The sequence below is a fragment of the Hylemonella sp. P2_B10 genome (assembly GCF_056404875.1).
Genome location: NZ_JBFUDE010000003.1, coordinates 572,612 through 592,742, shown reverse-complemented (window position 1 = coordinate 592,742; position 20,131 = coordinate 572,612). Strand labels below are relative to the sequence as shown.

General features: G+C 66.0%; 21 protein-coding genes. 7 read left to right on the top strand and 14 right to left on the bottom strand.

Features of this window, described 5'->3' with window-relative positions; translation table 11 throughout:
- Positions 1-58 precede the first annotated feature (58 nt).
- The 7 genes from AC1DX2_RS15155 to AC1DX2_RS15125 form a co-directional block, all read right to left on the bottom strand.
- Complete coding sequence (locus AC1DX2_RS15155) at positions 59-1,144, bottom strand: DUF3426 domain-containing protein (RefSeq protein WP_477197188.1); 1,086 nt, start codon at positions 1,142-1,144, stop codon at positions 59-61.
- 73 nt (positions 1,145-1,217) lie between these two features.
- Positions 1,218-2,102: a 50S ribosomal protein L11 methyltransferase gene (gene prmA / locus AC1DX2_RS15150; RefSeq protein WP_477197187.1), complete on the bottom strand. Its 885-nt coding sequence runs from the start codon at positions 2,100-2,102 to the stop codon at positions 1,218-1,220.
- 24 nt (positions 2,103-2,126) lie between these two features.
- Entirely contained in the window at positions 2,127-3,476 is a 1,350-nt protein-coding gene (gene accC / locus AC1DX2_RS15145; protein WP_477197186.1) for an acetyl-CoA carboxylase biotin carboxylase subunit, read from the bottom strand.
- Between the two features lie 16 nt (positions 3,477-3,492).
- The gene (gene accB / locus AC1DX2_RS15140) at positions 3,493-3,966 is read right to left on the bottom strand and encodes an acetyl-CoA carboxylase biotin carboxyl carrier protein (protein WP_477197185.1); all 474 of its coding nucleotides are present in this window, start codon (positions 3,964-3,966) and stop codon (positions 3,493-3,495) included.
- A gap of 174 nt (positions 3,967-4,140) precedes the next feature.
- On the bottom strand, positions 4,141-4,728 hold the full coding sequence (locus tag AC1DX2_RS15135) for a TlpA family protein disulfide reductase (RefSeq protein WP_477197184.1): 588 nt from the start codon (positions 4,726-4,728) through the stop codon (positions 4,141-4,143).
- On the bottom strand, positions 4,725-5,318 hold the full coding sequence (locus tag AC1DX2_RS15130) for a hypothetical protein (protein ID WP_477197183.1): 594 nt from the start codon (positions 5,316-5,318) through the stop codon (positions 4,725-4,727). Before AC1DX2_RS15130 ends, AC1DX2_RS15135 begins: the two co-directional genes overlap by 4 nt.
- 60 nt (positions 5,319-5,378) lie before the next feature.
- A complete protein-coding gene (locus tag AC1DX2_RS15125; protein WP_477197182.1) occupies positions 5,379-6,170 on the bottom strand; it encodes a glutaminyl-peptide cyclotransferase in 792 nt (263 codons plus the stop codon).
- Between the two features lie 26 nt (positions 6,171-6,196).
- On the opposite strand from AC1DX2_RS15125, the gene mpl reads away from it, so the two are divergent.
- Positions 6,197-7,585: a UDP-N-acetylmuramate:L-alanyl-gamma-D-glutamyl-meso-diaminopimelate ligase gene (mpl, locus tag AC1DX2_RS15120; protein ID WP_477197181.1), complete on the top strand. Its 1,389-nt coding sequence runs from the start codon at positions 6,197-6,199 to the stop codon at positions 7,583-7,585.
- Positions 7,586-7,625: 40 nt separating this feature from the next.
- On the opposite strand, the gene AC1DX2_RS15115 is transcribed toward mpl, so the two are convergent.
- The gene (locus AC1DX2_RS15115; RefSeq protein ID WP_477197697.1) at positions 7,626-8,576 is read right to left on the bottom strand and encodes a LysR substrate-binding domain-containing protein; all 951 of its coding nucleotides are present in this window, start codon (positions 8,574-8,576) and stop codon (positions 7,626-7,628) included.
- A gap of 94 nt (positions 8,577-8,670) precedes the next feature.
- Here AC1DX2_RS15115 and AC1DX2_RS15110 point away from each other — a divergent pair, with 94 nt between their 5' ends.
- Positions 8,671-8,934 carry a hypothetical protein gene (locus AC1DX2_RS15110; RefSeq protein ID WP_477197180.1) on the top strand — a complete coding sequence of 88 codons (264 nt, stop codon included), beginning with the start codon at positions 8,671-8,673 and terminating at the stop codon, positions 8,932-8,934.
- 75 nt (positions 8,935-9,009) lie between these two features.
- Here AC1DX2_RS15110 and AC1DX2_RS15105 read toward each other — a convergent pair whose 3' ends face one another.
- From AC1DX2_RS15105 to rodA, 6 genes are all read right to left on the bottom strand, one after another.
- Positions 9,010-10,143 (bottom strand): 3-deoxy-7-phosphoheptulonate synthase, encoded by a 1,134-nt coding sequence (locus AC1DX2_RS15105; RefSeq protein WP_477197179.1) that lies wholly within the window; start codon positions 10,141-10,143, stop codon positions 9,010-9,012.
- Positions 10,144-10,357: 214 nt separating this feature from the next.
- Positions 10,358-10,900: a hypothetical protein gene (locus AC1DX2_RS15100; protein ID WP_477197178.1), complete on the bottom strand. Its 543-nt coding sequence runs from the start codon at positions 10,898-10,900 to the stop codon at positions 10,358-10,360.
- 97 nt (positions 10,901-10,997) lie between these two features.
- Positions 10,998-12,464, bottom strand: coding sequence for a metalloprotease TldD (gene tldD, locus AC1DX2_RS15095; protein ID WP_477197177.1), 1,467 nt, complete (start codon positions 12,462-12,464; stop codon positions 10,998-11,000).
- Between the two features lie 88 nt (positions 12,465-12,552).
- Complete coding sequence (locus AC1DX2_RS15090) at positions 12,553-12,723, bottom strand: hypothetical protein (RefSeq protein WP_477197176.1); 171 nt, start codon at positions 12,721-12,723, stop codon at positions 12,553-12,555.
- Between the two features lie 33 nt (positions 12,724-12,756).
- The gene (locus AC1DX2_RS15085; protein WP_477197175.1) at positions 12,757-13,656 is read right to left on the bottom strand and encodes an NAD(P)-dependent oxidoreductase; all 900 of its coding nucleotides are present in this window, start codon (positions 13,654-13,656) and stop codon (positions 12,757-12,759) included.
- Positions 13,657-13,714: 58 nt separating this feature from the next.
- Positions 13,715-14,872 (bottom strand): rod shape-determining protein RodA, encoded by a 1,158-nt coding sequence (gene rodA / locus AC1DX2_RS15080; protein WP_477197174.1) that lies wholly within the window; start codon positions 14,870-14,872, stop codon positions 13,715-13,717.
- A gap of 67 nt (positions 14,873-14,939) precedes the next feature.
- On the opposite strand from rodA, the gene AC1DX2_RS15075 reads away from it, so the two are divergent.
- The 5 genes from AC1DX2_RS15075 to AC1DX2_RS15055 all read left to right on the top strand — a co-directional run bounded on the left by AC1DX2_RS15075 (position 14,940) and on the right by AC1DX2_RS15055 (position 20,129).
- Positions 14,940-15,542: a YqiA/YcfP family alpha/beta fold hydrolase gene (locus tag AC1DX2_RS15075; RefSeq protein WP_477197173.1), complete on the top strand. Its 603-nt coding sequence runs from the start codon at positions 14,940-14,942 to the stop codon at positions 15,540-15,542.
- 60 nt (positions 15,543-15,602) lie between these two features.
- A complete protein-coding gene (locus AC1DX2_RS15070) occupies positions 15,603-17,657 on the top strand; it encodes a ribonuclease catalytic domain-containing protein (protein WP_477197172.1) in 2,055 nt (684 codons plus the stop codon).
- The gene (locus AC1DX2_RS15065; protein ID WP_477197171.1) at positions 17,654-18,514 is read left to right on the top strand and encodes an energy transducer TonB; all 861 of its coding nucleotides are present in this window, start codon (positions 17,654-17,656) and stop codon (positions 18,512-18,514) included. The genes AC1DX2_RS15070 and AC1DX2_RS15065 overlap by 4 nt, the downstream gene beginning before the upstream one ends.
- 2 nt (positions 18,515-18,516) lie before the next feature.
- Positions 18,517-19,257 (top strand): monofunctional biosynthetic peptidoglycan transglycosylase, encoded by a 741-nt coding sequence (mtgA, locus tag AC1DX2_RS15060; protein WP_477197696.1) that lies wholly within the window; start codon positions 18,517-18,519, stop codon positions 19,255-19,257.
- Between the two features lie 260 nt (positions 19,258-19,517).
- Positions 19,518-20,129: a lysophospholipid acyltransferase family protein gene (locus tag AC1DX2_RS15055; RefSeq protein WP_477197695.1), complete on the top strand. Its 612-nt coding sequence runs from the start codon at positions 19,518-19,520 to the stop codon at positions 20,127-20,129.
- Positions 20,130-20,131 lie beyond the last annotated feature (2 nt).

The window sequence follows — 20,131 nt, the reverse complement described above, 5'->3', positions numbered from 1 at the left end:
ATGTGTACGGTGAGAAGGGGTGGAAGGATGTCGGCCCGGGAGCCGACTTACGGGTGGATCACGGATAAAAAGCCAGCACACGGTAGCCGGAAATACGCTCGTTGCCGCCGCCGGATTTCACACTGACGGCCAGAGAGGCGGTCCAGTCGGCGCCGGCACCCACGGTGGCAGCGGGAATGTCGAACTCGCGGCTGGGCAGCACGCGGCGCAGCACCGGCTTGTCCTGCGAATCGGTCAGCGTCAGCTCGATGGCGGGTGCTGCCAGTTCGGTGGCGGTGGTGTTCTTCACCACCAGGTTGAGCCGGTAAGCGTCGCCACGCAGTTTGGTGAACGAGGAACTGTCGATGACGATGCCGTCGATCTGCTTGAACGCCGACACCGAGCACCCCAGCAAGGCCTGGCAGGCGGCGCTGAGCACCGGTTTCAAGCTCGGTTGCATGGCGGCAATGCGGTCGCGCTCCTGCAGTGCCACCTGGCCACCCAGCAGCGCCAGCAACAGCAAGGACAGCAGCGCCAGCGCAACACGCACGCTGCTGCGGTGCCACACCGAGGTGGAGGGCATGGGCTTGTGCATGAAGGTGGGCGCGGGCGGCGCCACCGGCGGCAGCGCGATGTCGTCCGGCTGCGGCTCGGCCACCGGGATGGCGGCCACGGACGAATCCAACAACGGCTCGTTCGGCGCCCGCCCAGGATGGATGCTCAGCGCATCCAGCCCGATCTCGGCCGGCGAAGAAACGGCCAGCGGGTCCACCACCAGTTCATCCACGGGGACAGGCGCTTCGCCTTCAAGGGCATGGTACTCGGCCGCCCGCACCAGCAAGGGTTCGGGCCGCGCCTGCGGGATGTCCACGTCGAGGTGAATGTCCACCGGCGACAACTCGTCCTCGGCATACTCAAGGGCTTGCGCATGCGCATCGTCGTCATGCATCAACGCCGGCGGCACCGGTTCTGCCGGTGCATGGACAAACGGCGGCGGCGCCGGCACGGGCGAAGCAGCCACCATGGGTTCGGCCACGATCTGCGCATTGGCATCGAACACATGCTCGCACTGGCCGCAACGCACCCAGCCTTCGGACAGCCGCAGTTGGTCCGGCACGACCCGGAACATGGTCTGGCAAGCCGGGCATTGGGTGATCATGCTCATGTCAGGCGGATATGTCAGCCGGATTGTAGGGCCGCGCTTGCAAAAAAGTCCGCTGTTTGACGGCGGATTGCGCTCAAGAGGCTTGCGCGGTCATCAGTATCCAGCCGTCCTGGCTGTCGGCCACGCGCAAGCGCACATGCGGCGCATAGGCGGCGATCAACTCGTCGGCCTGGCGTTCCAGAATGCCGGCCAACACCAGGTGGCCGCCCGCTGCCACATGCGCGCACAACAGCGGCGCCAACACCTTCAGCGGCGTGGCGAGGATATTGGCCAGCACCACGCCGTAGTGACCTTGCGCCTGGTCGGGCAGGCCAGCCTTCAGCGTGACGCCATTGGCCTGGGCGTTCAGCACGGTGGATTCCACAGCTGCCGGGTCGATGTCCACGGCGTCAATGTCCGTCGCGCCAAACTTGGCCGCACCGATGGCCAGGATGCCCGAGCCGCAGCCGTAGTCCAGCACGCGCTGACCTGCGGGCATGTGCTGGGCGATCCAGCGCAGGCACATGCGGGTGGTGGGATGGGTGCCGGTGCCGAAGGCCATGCCGGGGTCCAGCCGTATCACCTGGCGGGCAGCAGCCGGCGGCTCGTGCCAGGTCGGCACGATCCAGAACTCGGGCGTGATCTCCACCGGCGTGAATTGCGACTGCGTCAGCCGCACCCAGTCCTGCTCGGGCACCGCGTTCACGCCCAGCAGTTTGCACTCGGCAAAAAAGTCCTGTGCCTGCAAGATACCCAGGGCTTCCTTCGCCTGCGCCTCTTCGGTGAACAAGGCCAGCACGCGCGAACGCTGCCAGCCATCGGCCGGCGGCGGCATGCCGGGTTCGCCAAACAGCGCCTGCTCGGCGTCGGTGTGGGCATCGGCATCCTCCACGCTGACGCTCAAGGCGTCCAGCGCGTCCAGTGCATCGCTCAGGTCCTCAATGTGCTGCTGCGGGCACAGCAGGCTGAGTTCAAACATCGCGCGCGCCTTCCTTCAGCCGGCTCAGCGCTTGTGCGCGGCCAGCCAGCCTTCCAGGTAGTGGATGTTGGTGCCGCCGTTCATGAAGTTGGCGTCCACCATCAGCTCCCGGTGCAGCGGGATGTTGGTGTTGATGCCCTCCACCACCGTCTCGGCCAGCGCCGTGCGCATGCGCGCCATGGCCTGCTCGCGGGTGTCGCCGTGCACGATGATCTTGCCGATCATGGAATCGTAATTGGGCGGCACGAAGTAGTTGGTGTACACGTGCGAGTCCACCCGCACGCCGGGGCCGCCGGGCGCGTGCCACATGGTGATGCGCCCGGGCGAGGGCACGAAACTGTACGGGTCTTCGGCATTGATGCGGCACTCGATGGCGTGGCCGCGGAACTCGATCTGGCGCTGGGTGAAGGGCAGCTTCTCGCCGGCCGCCACCATGATCTGCGTCTTCACGATGTCCACACCGGTGATCAACTCGGTCACCGGGTGCTCCACCTGCACGCGGGTGTTCATCTCGATGAAGTAGAACTCGCCGTCCTCGTACAGGAACTCGAAGGTGCCGGCACCGCGGTAGCCAATGCGCTTGCAGGCCGCCACACAGCGCTCGCCCACTTTCTCGATCAGCCGGCGCGGAATGCCGGGAGCCGGCGCTTCCTCGATGATCTTTTGGTGGCGCCGCTGCATGGAGCAGTCGCGCTCGCCCAGGTAGACGGCGTTCTTGTGCTTGTCGGCCAGCACCTGGATTTCCACATGGCGCGGGTTCTGCAGGAACTTCTCCATGTACACGGCCGGGTTGTTGAAGGCGGCGCCCGCTTCGGCCTTGGTCATCTGCACCGCCGCCACCAGCGCCGCCTCGGTGTGCACCACGCGCATGCCGCGCCCGCCGCCGCCGCCAGCCGCCTTGATGATGACCGGGTAGCCAATGGTCTTGGCAATCTTGCGTATCAGCACCGGATCGTCTGGCAACTCGCCCTCTGAACCCGGCACGCACGGCACGCCCGCCTTGATCATGGCCTGCTTGGCCGACACCTTGTCGCCCATCATGCGGATGGACTCGGGCGTGGGGCCGATGAACTGGAAACCGCTTTTCTCCACCCGCTCGGCAAAATCGGCGTTTTCGCTCAAAAAGCCATAGCCGGGGTGGATCGCCTCGGCGTCCGTCACCTCGGCGGCCGAGATGATGGCCGGCATGTTCAGGTAGCTCTGGCCGGACGGCGCCGGGCCAATGCAGACAGCCTCTTCGGCCAGCTTCACGTACTTGGCCTCGCGGTCGGCCTCGGAATACACCATCACCGCCTTGATGCCCAGTTCGCGGCAGGCCCGCTGTATGCGCAGGGCAATTTCGCCGCGGTTGGCGACCAATATCTTCTTAAACATAAGGAAAGCCGCGGCCTTATTCGATGATGTACAAGGCCTGGCCGTATTCCACCGCCTGGCCGTTGTCGCACAGGACGCGGGCCACGGTGCCGGCCTTGTCGGATTCGATCTCGTTCAAGATCTTCATGGCCTCGATGATGCACAGGGTGTCGCCCTCCTTCACCACGTCGCCCACTTCCACAAAGGGCTTGGCGCCAGGCGAGGCCGAGCGGTAGAAGGTGCCCACCATGGGCGACTTGACGGTGTGGCCGGTGGCGACGGGCGTTTCGGCCACGGCCGGGGCGGCAGCGGGCGCACCAGCGGCGGCCAACGGGGCGCTGGCCACGGCCTGGGGTGCGGGGGCGTACATGGCCATGGGCTGGGCATAGCCTTGCACGGCACCACCCCCCTTGACGATGCGGACCTTGCCTTCGGCTTCGGTGATTTCCAACTCAGACACGTTGGACTCCGAGACCAGGTCGATCAAGGTCTTCAGTTTCCGCAAATCCATGGGTTCTCCTACGACGTATCAACAAAGACGCGCGAATTTACATTAAAAATCGCTAAACGTCATTTATCTTCTATTATTTTTTGCCAAAACCGATTGATCTTTACTTTGGCAAAGGCGGCGGGAAACCGCGAAACCACCAGGCGGTGGCTGAGTCAGAGGCCTGGAAACCAGCTTTCAGGCCAGCCAGCCCTTCAACTCCTGGGCCGTGACTTTCCCCATTTTACGATGCTTTACCCGGCCGTCCGAACCCATGACCACACTGAAAGGCAGTGCACCGCTGGTGTTGCCCAGGCTCAGGCACAGCTCCAGGCCGGCACTGCCGGTGACGGCCATGGGAAAGCTGATGGGGGTTTTTTGCAGGAAATTGCGCACCGCCGGCGTTTTGTCCACCGCCAGCCCCAGCACCTGCACCTTGCGGGCGCTGTTGTCCTTGTAGAACTGGTCCAGCAGAGGCAGCTCTTCTATACAGGGCGGGCACCAGGTGGCCCAGAAGTTGACCACCAACGGCGCACCCTTCAGACTGGCCAGCTTCAGCATGCCGCCCTGCGGCGTCTCGAATTCCAGCGCCCAGAAAGCCTGCTCCGCGGCGGACGAAGCGCTGGCGGACTGCCCTTGGCACCACGCCAAGCCCGCGCCGGCCAGGCCAGCACCCAGGCCGGCCAAGCCCAGCAACAAGCGGCGGCGCGGCACGGCGCGTGGGCCAGCGGGGGCGTCAGGCGAAGCGGGGGGCGTGGGGGAATGGGATGAAGGACCGGAATTCATGACCCTCCATCATGCACCAATGCGCGCACGGCTGCCAGATCGCCCCGGGGCGAGCGGCCCTGGCTGTCGGGTTTGAGGGCGCCGCGCAGGTCGTCAAAGTCATAGATCAGCAGGTGCACGCCGATGGTGGTGCCCAGTTCGCGGCTGGGCGCATGCAGGCTCAAGGCGTCCACCGGCTCGCCATGCAAGCCTGTCACAGTGCGCGCCTCGTAAGCCACCCGCTGGTCGATCAGCCGGATCTCGGCCGATTTGGAATCGTCGCAGAACAGCTGGATGTAGACATCCGAATGCTGGGTGGCGGTGCCGTGCCAGACGGCACCGCTCAAATACGGGCGGAAATCGGCCAGCCTCTCCATCCACAGCAACGCCAACGCGCGCAGTGCGGCCAGCTCGCCAGGCTGAGTGTCGGCACAAAACAGCGCAATGTGTTCGCGCAGCGCCGCCTCCAGCTCGTCATTGCCGGGCAACGGCGTCTTGGCTGGCAAGCCCAGTTGCTTCAAGGCCTGGCGCTTGGCCGGGCCGTATTCCATGCCGTCATCGGCCACCAGGCGGGCGGCAGTGGCGGCAATTTCGGCTTTCACAGAGTCCATGGGGCGGCATTGTGCCGGTTTTGATGTTCCCAAGTCGGCGAGCGACCGGCCTGCAGGCGGTCAAGGTGTCTTCTTCAACACCAGTTCAATTTCAAACAGCCTGGGCCACAGCTTGCCGGTGACGAACAAGCGGCGCCGCTTGGCGTCATAGGCAATGCCATTGAGCACGTCCACCACCCGGATGCCGCGCCAGCGCGGCGCCAACAGCCCGGTCAGGTCTATCCAGCCGCGCACCTGGCCGGTGGACGGGTCGATGCGGGCGATCAGGTCCGAGCCCCACACGTTGGCGAAGATTTCGCCGTCCACCCATTCCAGCTCGTTGAGCTGCGCGATGGGTCGGCCCTCCGCCAGCACCTGGATGCGCCGCTGCTCGGCCAGCGTTTTGGGGTCCAGCACGCGGATGGTGGCACTGCCGTCACTCATATAAAGGTGGCTGGCATCGGCCGCCAGGCCCCAGCCTTCGCCGGCATAGCTGAACTGGCGCTTCTGGCGGAAATCCCGCAGGTCGAACACAAAGCCCAGCTGCGCGGTCCAGGTCAACGCGATGATCTCATCGCCGACCACGGCGATGCCTTCGCCGAAATACTCGGCCGCGATGTCTTTCTTCAGCAGCACTTTGCCAGTTTCCAGCTCGACCTTGCGCAATGACGAGTGGCCGTTCAAGCCCGTGCTCTCATAGAGAAAACCGCCCACGAAAACCAGCCCCTGGGTGAAGGCCGTCGCATCATGGGGGTAGGAATTCTTGACCACAAAGCCATAGACGGGAATGGCGGCGCGCGCGCCAGGTGCCGCCAACCCTGCCAGGAGCAGACAGGCCGACAACACCAGCTTGCAGAAACCAAGACATTTCACGGTACCGATCTCCTTAAAATCCGCGCATGCACATTCACATCTTAGGCATCTGCGGCACCTTCATGGGCGGCCTGGCGGCGCTGGCGCGCGAGGCCGGTCACAAAGTCACCGGCTGCGATGCAGGCGTCTACCCACCAATGAGCGACCAGCTGCGTGCACTGGGCATAGACCTGATTGAAGGGTTTGGCGCCGACCAACTGGCGCTGAAACCCGACCTGTTCGTCATCGGCAATGTGGTCAGTCGCGCCAGGTTGGCCGACGGCAGCCCCAAATTCCCGCTGATGGAGGCTATTCTCGATGCCGGCGCACGCTACACCAGCGGCCCGCAGTGGCTGGCCGAGCATGTGCTGGCCGGCCGGCACGTGCTGGCGGTGGCCGGTACGCATGGCAAGACCACCACCACGGCGATGCTGAGCTGGATACTGGAGCAAGCCGGCTTGCAACCCGGCTTCCTGGTCGGTGGGGTGCCGCTGAACTTCGGCGTCTCGGCCAGGCTGGGCACGGGCAAGCCCTTTGTCATCGAAGCCGACGAATACGACACCGCGTTCTTCGACAAGCGCAGCAAGTTCGTGCATTACCGGCCGCGCACGGTGATCTTGAACAACCTGGAGTTCGACCACGCCGACATCTTTGACAACCTGGCGGCGATAGAGCGCCAGTTCAACCACCTGGTGCGCACCGTGCCGGCCAGTGGGCGGCTGGTGGTCAACGGCCTGGAAGAGGCGCTGGCCCGTGTGCTGCATGCCGGCTGCTGGAGCGAGCTGCGCACTTTCGGCGCCACCACCGACGACTACACGGCGCGCGGCGAACCGCATGATTTCGACGTGCAGTACCAGGGCCGGGCCGTGGCCCATGTGGCCTGGGGCCTGGTGGGCGTGCACAACCAGTTGAACGCGCTGGCCGCCATCGCTGCCGCCGAGCATGTGGGCGTGGCGCCCGAGGCGGCAGCCCAGGCGCTGGCCAGTTTTCAGAGCGTCAAGCGTCGGCTGGAAGTGCGCGGCAGCGTCACCCTGGCAGGGGGAGGCAGCGTCACCGTGTACGACGACTTTGCCCACCACCCCACCGCCATCCGCACCACGGTGGATGGCCTGCGCCGCCGGCTGCCGGCGGGTGAGCGCATCCTGGCCGTGTTCGAGCCGCGCACCAACACCATGAAGCTGGGCGCGATGAAGGCGCAGTTGCCCTGGAGCCTGGAGCAGGCCGACCTGGCGTTTTGCCACAGCGGCGGCCTGGGCTGGGATGCGGCCGAAGCGCTGGCACCCATGGGCGCGCGCGTGCAGGTGATAGACAACGTCACCGAGCTGGTGGCCCAGGTGGTGGCGCAGGCCCGTGCCGGCGACCACCTGCTATGCATGAGCAATGGCGGCTTTGGCGGTGTGCACCAGAAGCTGCTGGATGCGCTGAAAAACAAATAGTCAGCGCGCCACGCCTCGTGCGTGGCCTGCGGCGCTGGCCCTAAGCCTTGCGCCGTGACGCCCTGGCGGGCGTTGGCTTGGGCGCCGCCGGCTGGGCCGAAGAGCGCTGCAACTCGTCGAGCAACCAGTCGCGCAAGGCCTGCAACGGCGGCCAATCTGCCAACTCCGGCGGATGCGCCAACCAGAAGGTGTCCGAGCCGTCGTTTTCCAGCGCCATGGGCGACAGCCGCACCAGCCGCTCTTCACGCAGCGCATCGGCGGCCAGCAGTTCACGGCTCAACGAAATGCCCAGCCCCTGCTCGGCCGCCTGCAGTTGCAAGCCGGCATCGTGAAAGTCGGCCACCGGGTTGATGCGGCAGCGCACGCCGCCCTGGGCAAACCAGCTTTCCCAGCGCGCCGCATGCCCCAGCAGCGGCTCGTGCGAAATCTGCTCCAGCGTGCAGCCCGCCAGGCGCCGCGCGATCGCCGGCACCGCGACCACCACCAGCGGGCTGTCTATCAGGCAGGTGGCCTGCAGCCCACGCCAAGGCCCCTGTCCCTGGCGCAACGCGGCGTGGAAGCCCTCGCGCTTGAGGTCCATCACCTGCTGCGAGGTGTGCAGTTCCAGCGCGATGTCGGGGTGCAACTCGTGCCAATGCCCGATGCGCGGCAACAGCCAACGCTGGGCGAACGAGGGCAGCGCGGTGATGCGCAGCCGGTGCTCGGTGCCGCCGGCGGCCGCCGCCGCGGCGCGCCGGCCTTCTTCCAGCTGGGCCAGCGCCGGCTCCACCGCACGCAGCAGCGCGGCGCCAGCGGCATTCAGCACCACGCGGCGGCCGCGCCGGTCGAACAAGATGAACCCCAATTGCTCTTCCAGCAGCTTGATCTGCTGGCTGATGGCGCTGTGCGTCAGGTGCAGCGCTTCGGCTGCCGCCCGCAGGCTGCCCAGCGCCGCCACGGTGCGGAATGTAGGCAGTGTGTGCAGCGGCAGGCGGTTCATATTGGTAAGTATAACTAACCAGCAAGTGCAGAATCTATTGATTTTCTTCCAGAAACTGGATCGCTATGCTTACCAGGACAGGAAAACACCGCCCAAGGAGCCCACCATGTCCACGACCGTCTGCAGCAACGCCCTGCCCCTGAACCCGCACCAGCCCACCGGCCTGCTGCGCCGCCTGAAAGCCCTGTGGCTGCCGTTCCAACAGGAACAGCATCGCCACCGCCTGACCAACGCACTGAGCGATCTGAGCGACCGCGCGCTGTGCGACATCAACGCCCCCGAATGGCTGCGCCGCGACCTGCTGCACCGCGCCGAGATGGAACATTACGAACGCATGCGCACGTTGTCGCAGTTCAGGGGATTGATGTGACATTGCGGGACAGACCAAAACTGCGAAGCGGTTTTGCTCTGTCCTCAACTGTTCGTAGCTGTCCGGTATTCAGACTCACCCCCGCCGCGCCTTCACCGCCCCCGACAACACCTCCAGCGCCGCCAGCGAATCATCCCAGCCCAGGCAGGCATCCGTGATGCTCTTGCCGTATTCCAGCGATTGCGCATCGTCCTTGCCCGGTGTGAACTTCTGCGCGCCGGCCTGCAAGTGGCTTTCCACCATCACGCCGAACACCTGGCGCGAGCCGCCGGCGATCTGGCCGGCGATGTCGCGCGCCACATCCAGTTGCCTTTCGTGCTGCTTGCTGCTGTTGGCATGGCTGCAATCCACCATCAGCGTGGCTGGCAACTTGGCGGCGGCCAGTTCCTTGCAGGCCGCATCCACGCTGGCCGCGTCGTAGTTCGGCGCCTTGCCGCCGCGCAGGATCACGTGGCAGTCCTTGTTGCCATTGGTCTGCACAATGGCCACCTGGCCGTTCTTGTGCACCGACAGGAAATGGTGACCGCGCGCGGCCGCCTGGATGGCGTCGGTGGCGATGCGGATGTTGCCATCGGTGCCGTTCTTGAAGCCAATGGGCGCCGAGATGCCCGAGGCCAGTTCGCGGTGCACCTGGCTCTCGGTGGTGCGGGCGCCAATGGCGCCCCAGGCAATCAGGTCACCGATGTACTGTGGAGAGATCACGTCCAGAAACTCACTGCCAGCCGGCAGGCCCAGGCGATTGATCTCGATCAGCAACTGGCGGGCGATGCGCAGGCCTTCGTCGATGCGGTAGCTTTCGTCCAGGTAGGGGTCGTTGATCAGCCCCTTCCAGCCCACGGTGGTGCGCGGCTTCTCGAAGTAGACCCGCATCACGATCTCCAGCGTGTCGGCGTACTTGTCGCGCTGCACCTTCAGCTTGCGCGCATAGTCCAACGCCGCGGCCGGGTCGTGAATGGAGCACGGGCCTATGACCACCAGCAGCCGGTCGTCCTTGCCCGCCATGATGTTATGGATGTTGCGGCGTGTGCCGGTGATCAGCCCCTCGGCTGCCGTGCCGCGTATCGGGAAGAAGCGGATCAGATGCTCGGGTGGAGGCAGCACGGTGATGTCCTTGATGCGCTCGTCATCGGTCTGGCTGGTGCGGTCACTGGGGTTGGCGGTGGTGTTCGCATACCAGGCATCCGGGTTGGCAGTGGCTTTGGCGTTCATCTTGGTGGTGCTCCTTGGTCTGGCTGAAGGGATGGATGGGTTGGAAAACTGCTGACAGAACAGGCAAAAAAAAACCGCCGGGGCCCGGCGGTTTCTTGGAGTTGGTACGTCTTTGTCAGAAACGTTCAGATCTCTCTACCGCCGTGGCGCTTGAGAACCAAAAGTAACCAAAAAAGAAGGCGCGAACCAAACTCATGGCTTCAAATGTAGCACATCACGAGGTAAGCCGCGCCAGCCAGGACTTGGCTCGCGCCACAAATCCCGTGGGTATCTGTTCAGGCTCGGAGGTGATGGGCTGGTCGTGCACATCGATCAGCAGCGCACCCAGGCCCAGCATGCGCCAGGCATTCAGCTCGAACTCCACGGCACCCAATGGCGGTGCCTCGGGCTCATGTGCGTCTTCCAGCCACAGCGCCACCTGGTCGCGAAAGTGGTTCAGCGCGCCCACATAGGCGCTGAACTCATACAGGCTCTGCCACGGGGTATCCAGCCCATCCAGCAGGACGGCGTGATCACGCAGCACGGCGCGCAGCGCCTCCAGCACCGGCACCAATTGCGCCGCACTGTCGGCATTGCGTGGATGCACCAGAAAGCCGGCCACCGCCTCGATGTGCGCGGCGACCTGGGCCATGTTGTCGGTGACCTGCATCGACTGCTCGTCGGCCACCGCCGCGCGCAGGAAACTGCTCAGCTCACCAAACGACTGCAAGGTGGGCAGGCGGCTGGCGGGGTCTATCGTCAGACGGGGTCTGGACATGGGCCGTATTGTGCGCCGGCCGCATGGCGGCCGTGCGGGTGAAAAGCAGCGTGTGTTGCAGGGCCGCGTCAGGCGATCCGGCTGCAAGCGTCAGGCGTCAGGCCGTGCCGCCCACCGTCATGCCGTCGATGCGCAGCGTCGGTTGGCCCACCCCCACCGGCACGCTCTGGCCTTCCTTGCCGCAGGTGCCCACGCCGCTGTCCAGCGCCATGTCGTTGCCGATCATGCTGATGCGGGTCAGCGCATCCGGGCCATTGCCCACCAGCGTGGCGCCCTTCACCGGGTACTGGATCTTGCCGTTCTCCACCCAGAAGGCCTCGCTGGCCGAGAACACGAACTTGCCCGAGGTGATGTCCACCTGGCCGCCGCCGAAGTTGGTGGCATACAGCCCCTTCTTGATGCTGGCAACGATTTCCTGCGGCGTCTTGTCGCCACCCAGCATGTAGGTGTTGGTCATGCGCGGCATGGGCACATGGGCGTAGCTTTCGCGCCGGCCGTTGCCGGTGGGCGCCACCTTCATCAGGCGTGCGTTCATCGCGTCCTGGATGTAGCCCTTCAGGATGCCGTCTTCGATCAGCACGTTGCGCTGGCTGGCATTGCCCTCGTCGTCCACGTTCAGCGAGCCACGGCGGTCGGCCAGCGTGCCGTCGTCCAGCACGGTGACGCCCTTGGCCGCCACCCGCTGGCCGATGCGGCCGGCAAAGGTGCTGGAGCCCTTGCGGTTGAAGTCGCCCTCCAGCCCGTGGCCTATGGCCTCGTGCAGCAGGATACCGGGCCAGCCAGAACCCAGCACCACGGTCATCTCGCCGGCCGGGGCCGGGCGGGAATCCAGGTTGGTGATGGCGGCGTTGACAGCCTGGTCCACATAGCTGGCCACCAGCGCGTCGTCGAAATAAGCCAGGCCAAAGCGGCCGCCGCCGCCGGCCGAGCCCATCTCGCGCCGGCCCTTGTGCTCGGCGATCACGGTCAGGCTCAGGCGCACCAGCGGGCGCACATCGGCGGCCAGCGTGCCGTCGGCGCGCGCCACCAGCACGACGTCGTATTCGGCGGCCAGGCCAGCCATGACCTGGGCCACGCGGCTGTCCTTGGCGCGTGCCATTTTTTCCACCTTGCCCAGCAGCGCCACCTTGGCGGTGCTGTCCAGCGAGGCGATGGGGTCCAGCCCGGGGTACAGCGAGCGGGCGCCGGCCACCTTGCGCGCATTGCCACCGGCCTTGACGCGGGCGTTCTTGGCCGCTGCCGAGATGCTGCGCACGGTCAGCGCGGCATCCATCAGCGAGGCTTCGGAAATATCGTCGGAGTAGGCGAAGGCGGTCTTCTCGCCGCTGACGGCGCGCACCCCCACACCCTGGTCGATGCTGAACGAACCGGTCTTGACGATGCCCTCTTCCAGGCTCCAGCCTTCGCTGCGGGTGTATTGGAAGTACAGGTCGGCCTCGTCCACCTGGTGAGCCTTGATGGCGTTGAGCGCGCGCGTCAGGTGCGATTCACTGAGGCCGAATGGCTCCAGCAGCAGGCTTTGGGCAACGGCCAGGCGTTCTAGGGTGGGTTCGCGGGAGATCATCAGGGCATTTTAGGCCGCTCCTGCGGCGGCCGGGTTTGCTGCAGGGAGAAGCCCTTTTCACCTTTGCCGCGAATGGCCTGCGCAGGGGCTACCCCTGGTCCTTCCTGACCTGCTGGTCTGCGGGCACAGACTGCTCTTGCGCAGCCTGGGTGCGCAGGGACGGTGCGATGGGAATGGGGAACCCCACGAACGCCAGCACGACCAGAACCGGCAACAGCAGGTAAAACAGCGGCTTCTTCAGGCTGAGCTTGAGGTTCACGGTCCCCACAAGCTGCCGTCGGATCGGGAGATTTCAAGCCCCGGGGCGAGACACCAGCCATTGGAGCAGCGCCCCATCATCCATGTGCCGCAACCCACCGGCGCTGGCCTGCGCAAACACCTGGGTCGCCATGGCGCCCAACGGTCCGGCAAAGCCCGCCGCCTGCGCCGCTTCCATTGCCAGCCGCGTGTCCTTCTCCAGCAGCGTCATGTGCGCGCGGGGCGCATGGTCGCCCACCAAGGCCCGGCGCATGCGGTCGGACCCTATCCAGCTCTGGCCGCTGGATTGCTCGATGACGCCCAAGGTCTTCGCGCCATCCAGTCCTAGCCGTTGTGCCAAGGCCAGCGCTTCGGCCGCGCCCACCAGGTTGATGCCAGCCAGCAGGTTGTTGACCAGCTTAGTGCGGGCGCCATCGCCGGCGCGCTCGCTGATGACGAAACGCTGGCTGGACAAGGCCGCCAACAATGGTTCGCACTGCTGCAAGGCCGGCGCCGGGCCGGCCAGCATCAGGCTCATGCTGCCGTCACGGGCACGGGCCGGCCCGCCGGACATCGGGGCATCCAGCACCAGCAGCCCCTGTGACGCCAGGCGTTGGGCAAAGTCTTCCACAGCGTGCGGGCTCATGGTGGGACACAGCAGCACGACATGGCCCGCCGGCAGCACCGCAGCCGCGCCGTAGGGCCCGAACAGCACCTGCTCGCATTGCGCAGCGTCCACCACGCAGACGATGGTGGCACCGGCACCGGTGGTGACGTCGGCCGGGCTTGCGGCCACCCGGGCGCCCTGTGCGGCCAGAGCCTGCGTCTTGGCAGCGTCGATGTCGCACACCGCCACCGGCCAGCCGCGCGCCAGCAGGTTGGCGGCCATGCCGCCGCCCATGTTGCCCACGCCCACGATGCCCACCCCGAACACGGCCGGGGCTGCGCCGGTCATTGGCACAACCTCCGCGCTGCGCGCTGCGGTATTGGCCTTGGGGCGGCCAGGCGGCTCCTCACGACTGCACCAGCCGTTTGGCGCGCGAGATGGCCATCAGGATGCCCAGGCCCATGCCCAGCGTGATCATGGCGGTACCGCCGTAGCTGATGAAGGGCAAGGGCACGCCCACCACCGGCAGGATGCCGCTGACCATGCCCATGTTGACGAAGGCATAGGTGAAAAAGATCATGGTCACGCTGCCAGCCAGCAGGCGCGAGAACAGCGTGGGTGCCTCCAGCGCCACCGTCAGGCCGCGCAGGATAAGGAAGGCGAAGGCCAGCACCAACGCCACCACGCCCGCCAACCCAAACTCCTCGGAAAAGGCGGCGAAGATGAAATCGGTGGTGCGCTCGGGGATGAACTCCAGGTGGGTCTGCGTGCCCTGCATGAAGCCCTTGCCGGTCAGGCCCCCCGAGCCTATCGCGATCATGCCCTGGATGATGTGGAAACCCTTGCCCAGCGGGTCACGCGACGGGTCCAGCAAGGTGCAGATGCGCTGCTGCTGGTAGTCGTGCAGAACGAACCAGCGCACGCCGTCGGCGCACAGGCGCGGCTCCAGCACCACCACGGCGGCCACCGCCACCAAGCCCAGCAGCACCGGCGGCAGTATCCAGCGCCAGCGCAAGCCGGCGAAGAAGATCACCGACAGCCCCGCCACCAGCACCAGGATGGCGGTACCCAGGTCAGGCTGCTTGACGATCAGCCCCACCGGCACCAGCAGCAGCAGGCCAGCCACGGTGAAGTCCAGCGGACGCAACTGGCCCTCGCGCTTCTGGAACCACCAGGCCAGCATCAGCGGCATGGCGATCTTCAGGATCTCGCTGGGCTGTATCTGGGTGATGCCTATGCTGAGCCAGCGCCTGGCGCCCTTCTTGGTGACACCGAAGATGGCCACCGCAATCAGCAGTGCCACGCCCACGGTGTACAGCGGCACGGCCACCGCCATCAGCCGCTGCGGCGGCACCTGGGCCACCACGAACATCACGCCGGCGGCCAGGATCATGTTGCGTACGTGGTCCTGGAAGCGGGTGCCGTGGTCGAAACCGGACGAATACATGGTCAGCAGGCCGGCACAGGCCAGCAGGAACACCGCAAAGGCCAGGGGGCCGTCCAGCCCGGTGAACCAGGGGGCGACGCGCTGACGGAGCGACGGACTTTCAAAAACAACGGCCATGGTCTGCAATTATCCTGCGAATACACCAGCAAACCGGCCCTGGCGGCCGACAACGGACAATATCCCCATGCCCACCACCCACCTGCTATACCTGCACGGCTTCCGCTCCTCGCCACAGTCCACCAAGGCGCGTGCCATGCAGGCACGACTGGCAGCGGCCCACCCGCACGTCACCTGGTGGTGCCCGCAACTGCCGCCCTCGCCGCGGGCCGCGATGGCCCTGGTGACGCAGGGCATCGCAGGCTGGCCGTTGGCGCAGATGGCGGTGGTGGGTTCCTCGCTGGGCGGCTTTTACGCCACCTGGGTGGCAGAACAGACGGGTTGCCCCCGCGTGGTGCTGCTGAACCCGGCCGTGGACCCGGCGCGCGACCTGGCCCGCCACATTGGCGAGCAGACCGCCTGGCACGACCCGCAGGAGCATTTTTACTTCCGCCCCGAGTTCATCGAGGAGTTGCGCGCGCTGGCATGCCCGCAACTGACCCGGCCCCAGCGCTACCACGCGCTGATCACCGAAGGCGACGAGGTGCTGGACTGGCGCGAGATGAGCAGCCGCTACGCCTCAGGCCATGTGAAGCTGCTGGCGGGCGGCGACCACGCCATCAGCGACTTTGACCAGCACCTGGATGAGGTGGTGGGCTGGCTGGATCTGGCAGCGCCCGGTTCGGGCTGAGCCCTTCGACAAGCTCAGGGCGAACGGGGGGCTTCAGCCGCCATGGGACAATGGCCCCCTATGTTTGTACTGTTTGATGAAGCCGGCAAATTCCTGGCCGGGCGTGTGTTGTCAGAGGCTGATGCGTCGGCCCAGGTGGAACTGGACAGCGGCAAGCGTGTCAAGGTCAAGTCCGCCAACATGCTGTTGAAGTTTGACAAGCCGGCGCCGGCCGAGCTGATGGCGGCCGCCCAGGCGCAAAGCGAGCAGATTGAGCTGGACATGGCCTGGGAGTTCGCGCCCGAAGAGGAGTTCGGCTTTGCCGACCTCACGCGCGACTATTTCAGCGCCAATGCCACGCTGACACAGCAGGCCGGCATGCTGTTCGCGCTGTTCAATGCGCCGCACTATTTCCGCCGCGCCGGCAAGGGGCGCTTTCGCAAGGCCTCCGCCGAGGTCATCCAGCAGGCGCTGGTGGCGATCGAGAAAAAGAAACAACTGGCGCTGCAGGTGGCGCAATGGGCGCAGGAGCTGTCTGCCGGCACCTGTCCGGCCCCCATACGCGAACAGTTGTACAAGATCCTGTTCAAGCCGGACAAGAACGCACCGGAATACAAGGCGGTGGTGGAGGCTTCGCGCGCCAGCCACAAGGCGCCGCTGGACCTGCTGCAACAGGCCGGCGCCATCGATTCGCCCTACCAGTTCCACTGGCGCCGCTTCCTGCTGGAGAACTTCCCCAAGGGCACAGGCTTTGCCGCCGGGCTGGAAGCGCCAGCGATTTCAGACGTGTTGCCGCTGGCCGCCGTGCAGGCGTTTTCCATCGACGACTCGGCCACCACCGAGATCGACGACGCACTGTCCGTGCAAGGCCTGGGCAGCGGCAGCGTGGTGGTGGGCATCCATATCGCAGCGCCTGGCCTGGCGCTGCAGCCCGGCAGCGCCATCGACCTGCTGGGCCGCAACCGCCTGTCCACGGTCTACATGCCGGGCTACAAGGTCACCATGCTGCCCGATGCGGTGGTGCAGAGCTACACGCTGCAAGAGGGGCGCGACTGCCCGGCGGTGTCGCTGTACGTCACGCTGGACGAGGCCACGCTGGAAATCAAGGCCAGTGAGACCAAGCTGGAGCGCGTGCCCATCGTCGCCAACCTGCGGCATGACCAGCTCGACAGCGTCATCACCCAGCCCTGGCTGGAAGACGCCACTGTCGAGCCGGCCGGCGGCACGCCGGCCTTTCTGGCTGACAAACGCGCGGCGCTGAGCCTGTTGTTCCGCCTGGCCAAGCATTTGAAAGCCCAGCGCGAAGTGGTGCGCGGCAAACCCGAGACCTTCAACCGGCCAGACTACAACTTCCGCCTGGTGGGCAATGGCCCCAACGAGCCGGACGGCAGCGAGCAGGTGCAGATCAGCATCCGCCAGCGCGGCGCGCCGCTGGACCTGATCGTGGCCGAGGCCATGATCCTGGCCAACAGCACCTGGGGCAGCTGGATGGCCGAGCTGGGCGTGCCCGGCATCTACCGCAGCCAGGCCAGTCTGGCGCCGGGCGTCAAGGTGCGCATGGGCACCAAGGCGCTGCCGCACGCCGGCATCGGCGTGAAGAGCTACGCCTGGAGCACCTCGCCGCTGCGCCGCTACACCGACCTGGTGAACCAGTGGCAAATCATCGCCTGCGCCCGCCACGGCCGCACGGCGGCGCTGGCCGCGCCGTTCAAGCCCAAGGACGCCGACCTGTTCTCCATCATTTCCAGCTTCGACGCCGCCTACAGCGCCTACAACGGCTACCAGTCGGCGATGGAACGGTTCTGGACGCTGAAGTATGTGCAGCAGCAGGGGCTGACCGAAGTCACCGCCACAGTGTTCAAGGAGAACATGGTGCGCTGCGACGACATGCCGCTGGTGCTGCCGGTGCTGGGCGCGCAGGACGCGCCGCGCGGCGCCCGCCTGCGTGTGAAACTGGGTGACATCGACGAGATCACGCTGGATGTGCACGGCACGGTGCTGGAGCGGCTGGACGCACCGGCGCAAGCCAGCGCCCCGGCCGATGAAGAAGACGACGAAGACAGCAGCGCCGCCGGCCCCATCGCCATCGCGGTGGACATGGACGAACCGGCGCCGGTTGATAATCCTGTTTCGTGAACTTCCTCCGCCGCTTCAGCAGCCTGCAGATCGCCCTGGGCGTTTCAGTCGCCCTGCATGCGGTGTTGCTGATGGTGCGCTTCGTCGACCCAGACGCCTTCAACCGGGTGTTCGAGGACACACCACTGGAGGTGGTGCTGGTGAACGCCCGCACCAACGAGCGCCCTGACAAGGCGCGCGCCCTCGCCCAGGCCAACATGGCCGGCGGTGGCGAGGCCGAAAAGGGCCGCGCCACCACGCCGCTGCCGCCGTCGCTGCTGTCCGACCTGGGCGAACCGGTGGAAGAGGACGCGCAGCGCAAGCTGCAGGCGATGCAGGACCAGCAGATGACGCTGCTGACACAACTGAAAGCGCAGCTGGCCAGCCTGCCACCGCCCGACCCCAAGCAGGCCAACAGCTCGCCCGAGCAGCAGGAGCGGCTGGAAAAGCGCCGCCAGCTGGTGCGCCTGCTGGCCGAGATCGAACGGCGCATCAACGCCGAGAACGCCCGGCCCAAGAAACGCTACGTCAGCCCGGCCACGCGCGAGGCGGTGTACGCGGTGTACTACGACGCGCTGCGCCGCGCCATTGAAGACCGGGGCACCGAGAACTTCCCCGAGGCCAACGGCAAGAAGCTGTATGGCGAGCTGACCATGATCGTCACCGTCAATTACGACGGCCGGGTGCTGGCCACCGACGTGGTGGAAAGCTCCGGCATACGCGCGCTCGACCGCCGGGCCGAGCAGATCGCCCGCCTGGCCGGCCCCTTCGGCCGTTTCAACGATGCCATGCGCAAGCGGGCCGACCAGATCATGGTGGTGTCGCGCTTCAAATTCACGCGCGACGAAACGCTGGAAACCCGGCTGACGGCGCAATGACGATGAGGCAGGTGCTGCGTTGGCTGGGCCTGGTGTTGGCGGCGCTGCTGGCGCTGCAGCTGTTCTTCGTCGCCCGCATCGCGGTGATGGCGGCAGTCGCACCCGAGTCCACCGCCTTTCAGCGCTCCGAAGCCTGGCGCCTGGTCAAGGGGAGCGGCTTGCGCTGGCGCCAGCAGTGGGTGCCGTATGCGCAGATTTCCGACCACCTGAAGCGCGCGGTGATCGCCTCTGAGGACGGCGACTTCGTCAACCACGATGGCGTGGAGTGGGATGCGCTGCAAAAAGCCTGGGAAAGGAACGCCAAGGCCCAGCAACAGGTGGAAAAGCGCCTGGCCACCGCCTCCCCCACGGCCAAGGGCAAGGTCAAGCCCCCCAAGGTGGTGGGTGGCTCCACCATCACGCAACAACTGGCCAAGAACTTGTTCCTGTCCGGCGAACGCACGCTGCTTCGTAAGGGCCAGGAGTTTGTGTTGACCCTGCTGTTGGAAACCCTGCTGAGCAAGCAGCGCATCCTGGAGATCTACCTGAACAGCGTGGAATGGGGCGAAGGTGTGTTCGGCGCCGAGGCCGCCGCCCAGCACTACTACCGCAAGCCAGCCAGCAAGCTGGGCGCCTACGAGGCCGCGCGCCTGTCGGTGATGCTGCCACGGCCCAAGTACTTCGAGAAGCTGCCCAATTCGGGCTACGTGTCTGACCGCGCCTCGGTGATTGCCGGGCGCATGGGCGACGCCGAGTTGCCCTGACCCCCTGTCGCCGGCGGCCGCTGCCGGAGAAGGTCTGCGCTTGCCGACGCCACTGGTGCGCGTGGCTACGCGAATGTTCCCCGGGCCTGCGGCTCACGGCCTGCCTGCGCAGGCCGGGACGGGCTGAAGAGCCATGGCCTTTGGCCATCGGCCCGTCCAGCCGCGAAGCCGAGTGCCGCGTCGGCCTGATCTCCAAACCAAACATCGTGTTTGCCCCGCAAACGCATGAAACGCAATCCAGCGTCTGTATCATGGCAAGCATGCGAGTGAAGCTGATGAGCTGGTTCCTGCTGGGCCTGATACGCGTGCTGACCGGCGCGCAGGCGCGTTGGTATGGTTGTCCGCCCAAGGCCGAGCAGCGCATCTACTTTGCCAACCACCAGAGCCACGCCGATTTGGTGATGATCTGGGCGGCGCTGCCACAGGAACTGCGCGTGATCACCCGCGCCATTGCCGCGCGCGACTACTGGACCAAATCACCATTCCGCAAATGGCTGACCACGGCCGTCTTCAACGTCGTCTACGTGGACCGTGAGCGCAGCGGCGACCAGGACCCGCTGGAGCCGTTGATCGAGGCGCTGAACAACGGCGACTCCATCATCCTGTTTCCCGAGGGCACGCGCGGCAGTGCTGAGGAACCGCAGGCCTTCAAGGCCGGGCTGTACAACCTGGCGCTGAAATTTCCTGGCGTGGTGCTGGTGCCGGCCTGGATCAACAACGTGCAGCGTGTGATGCCCAAGGGCGAGGTGGTGCCCGTGCCGGTGTTGTGCTCGGTCACCTTCGGCGCGCCCATGCAGCTGCTGGAAGGCGAGGAACGCCGCGCCTTCCTGGATCGGGCACGCAGTGCCGTCGTCGCGCTGCGCGACGTCTGAAG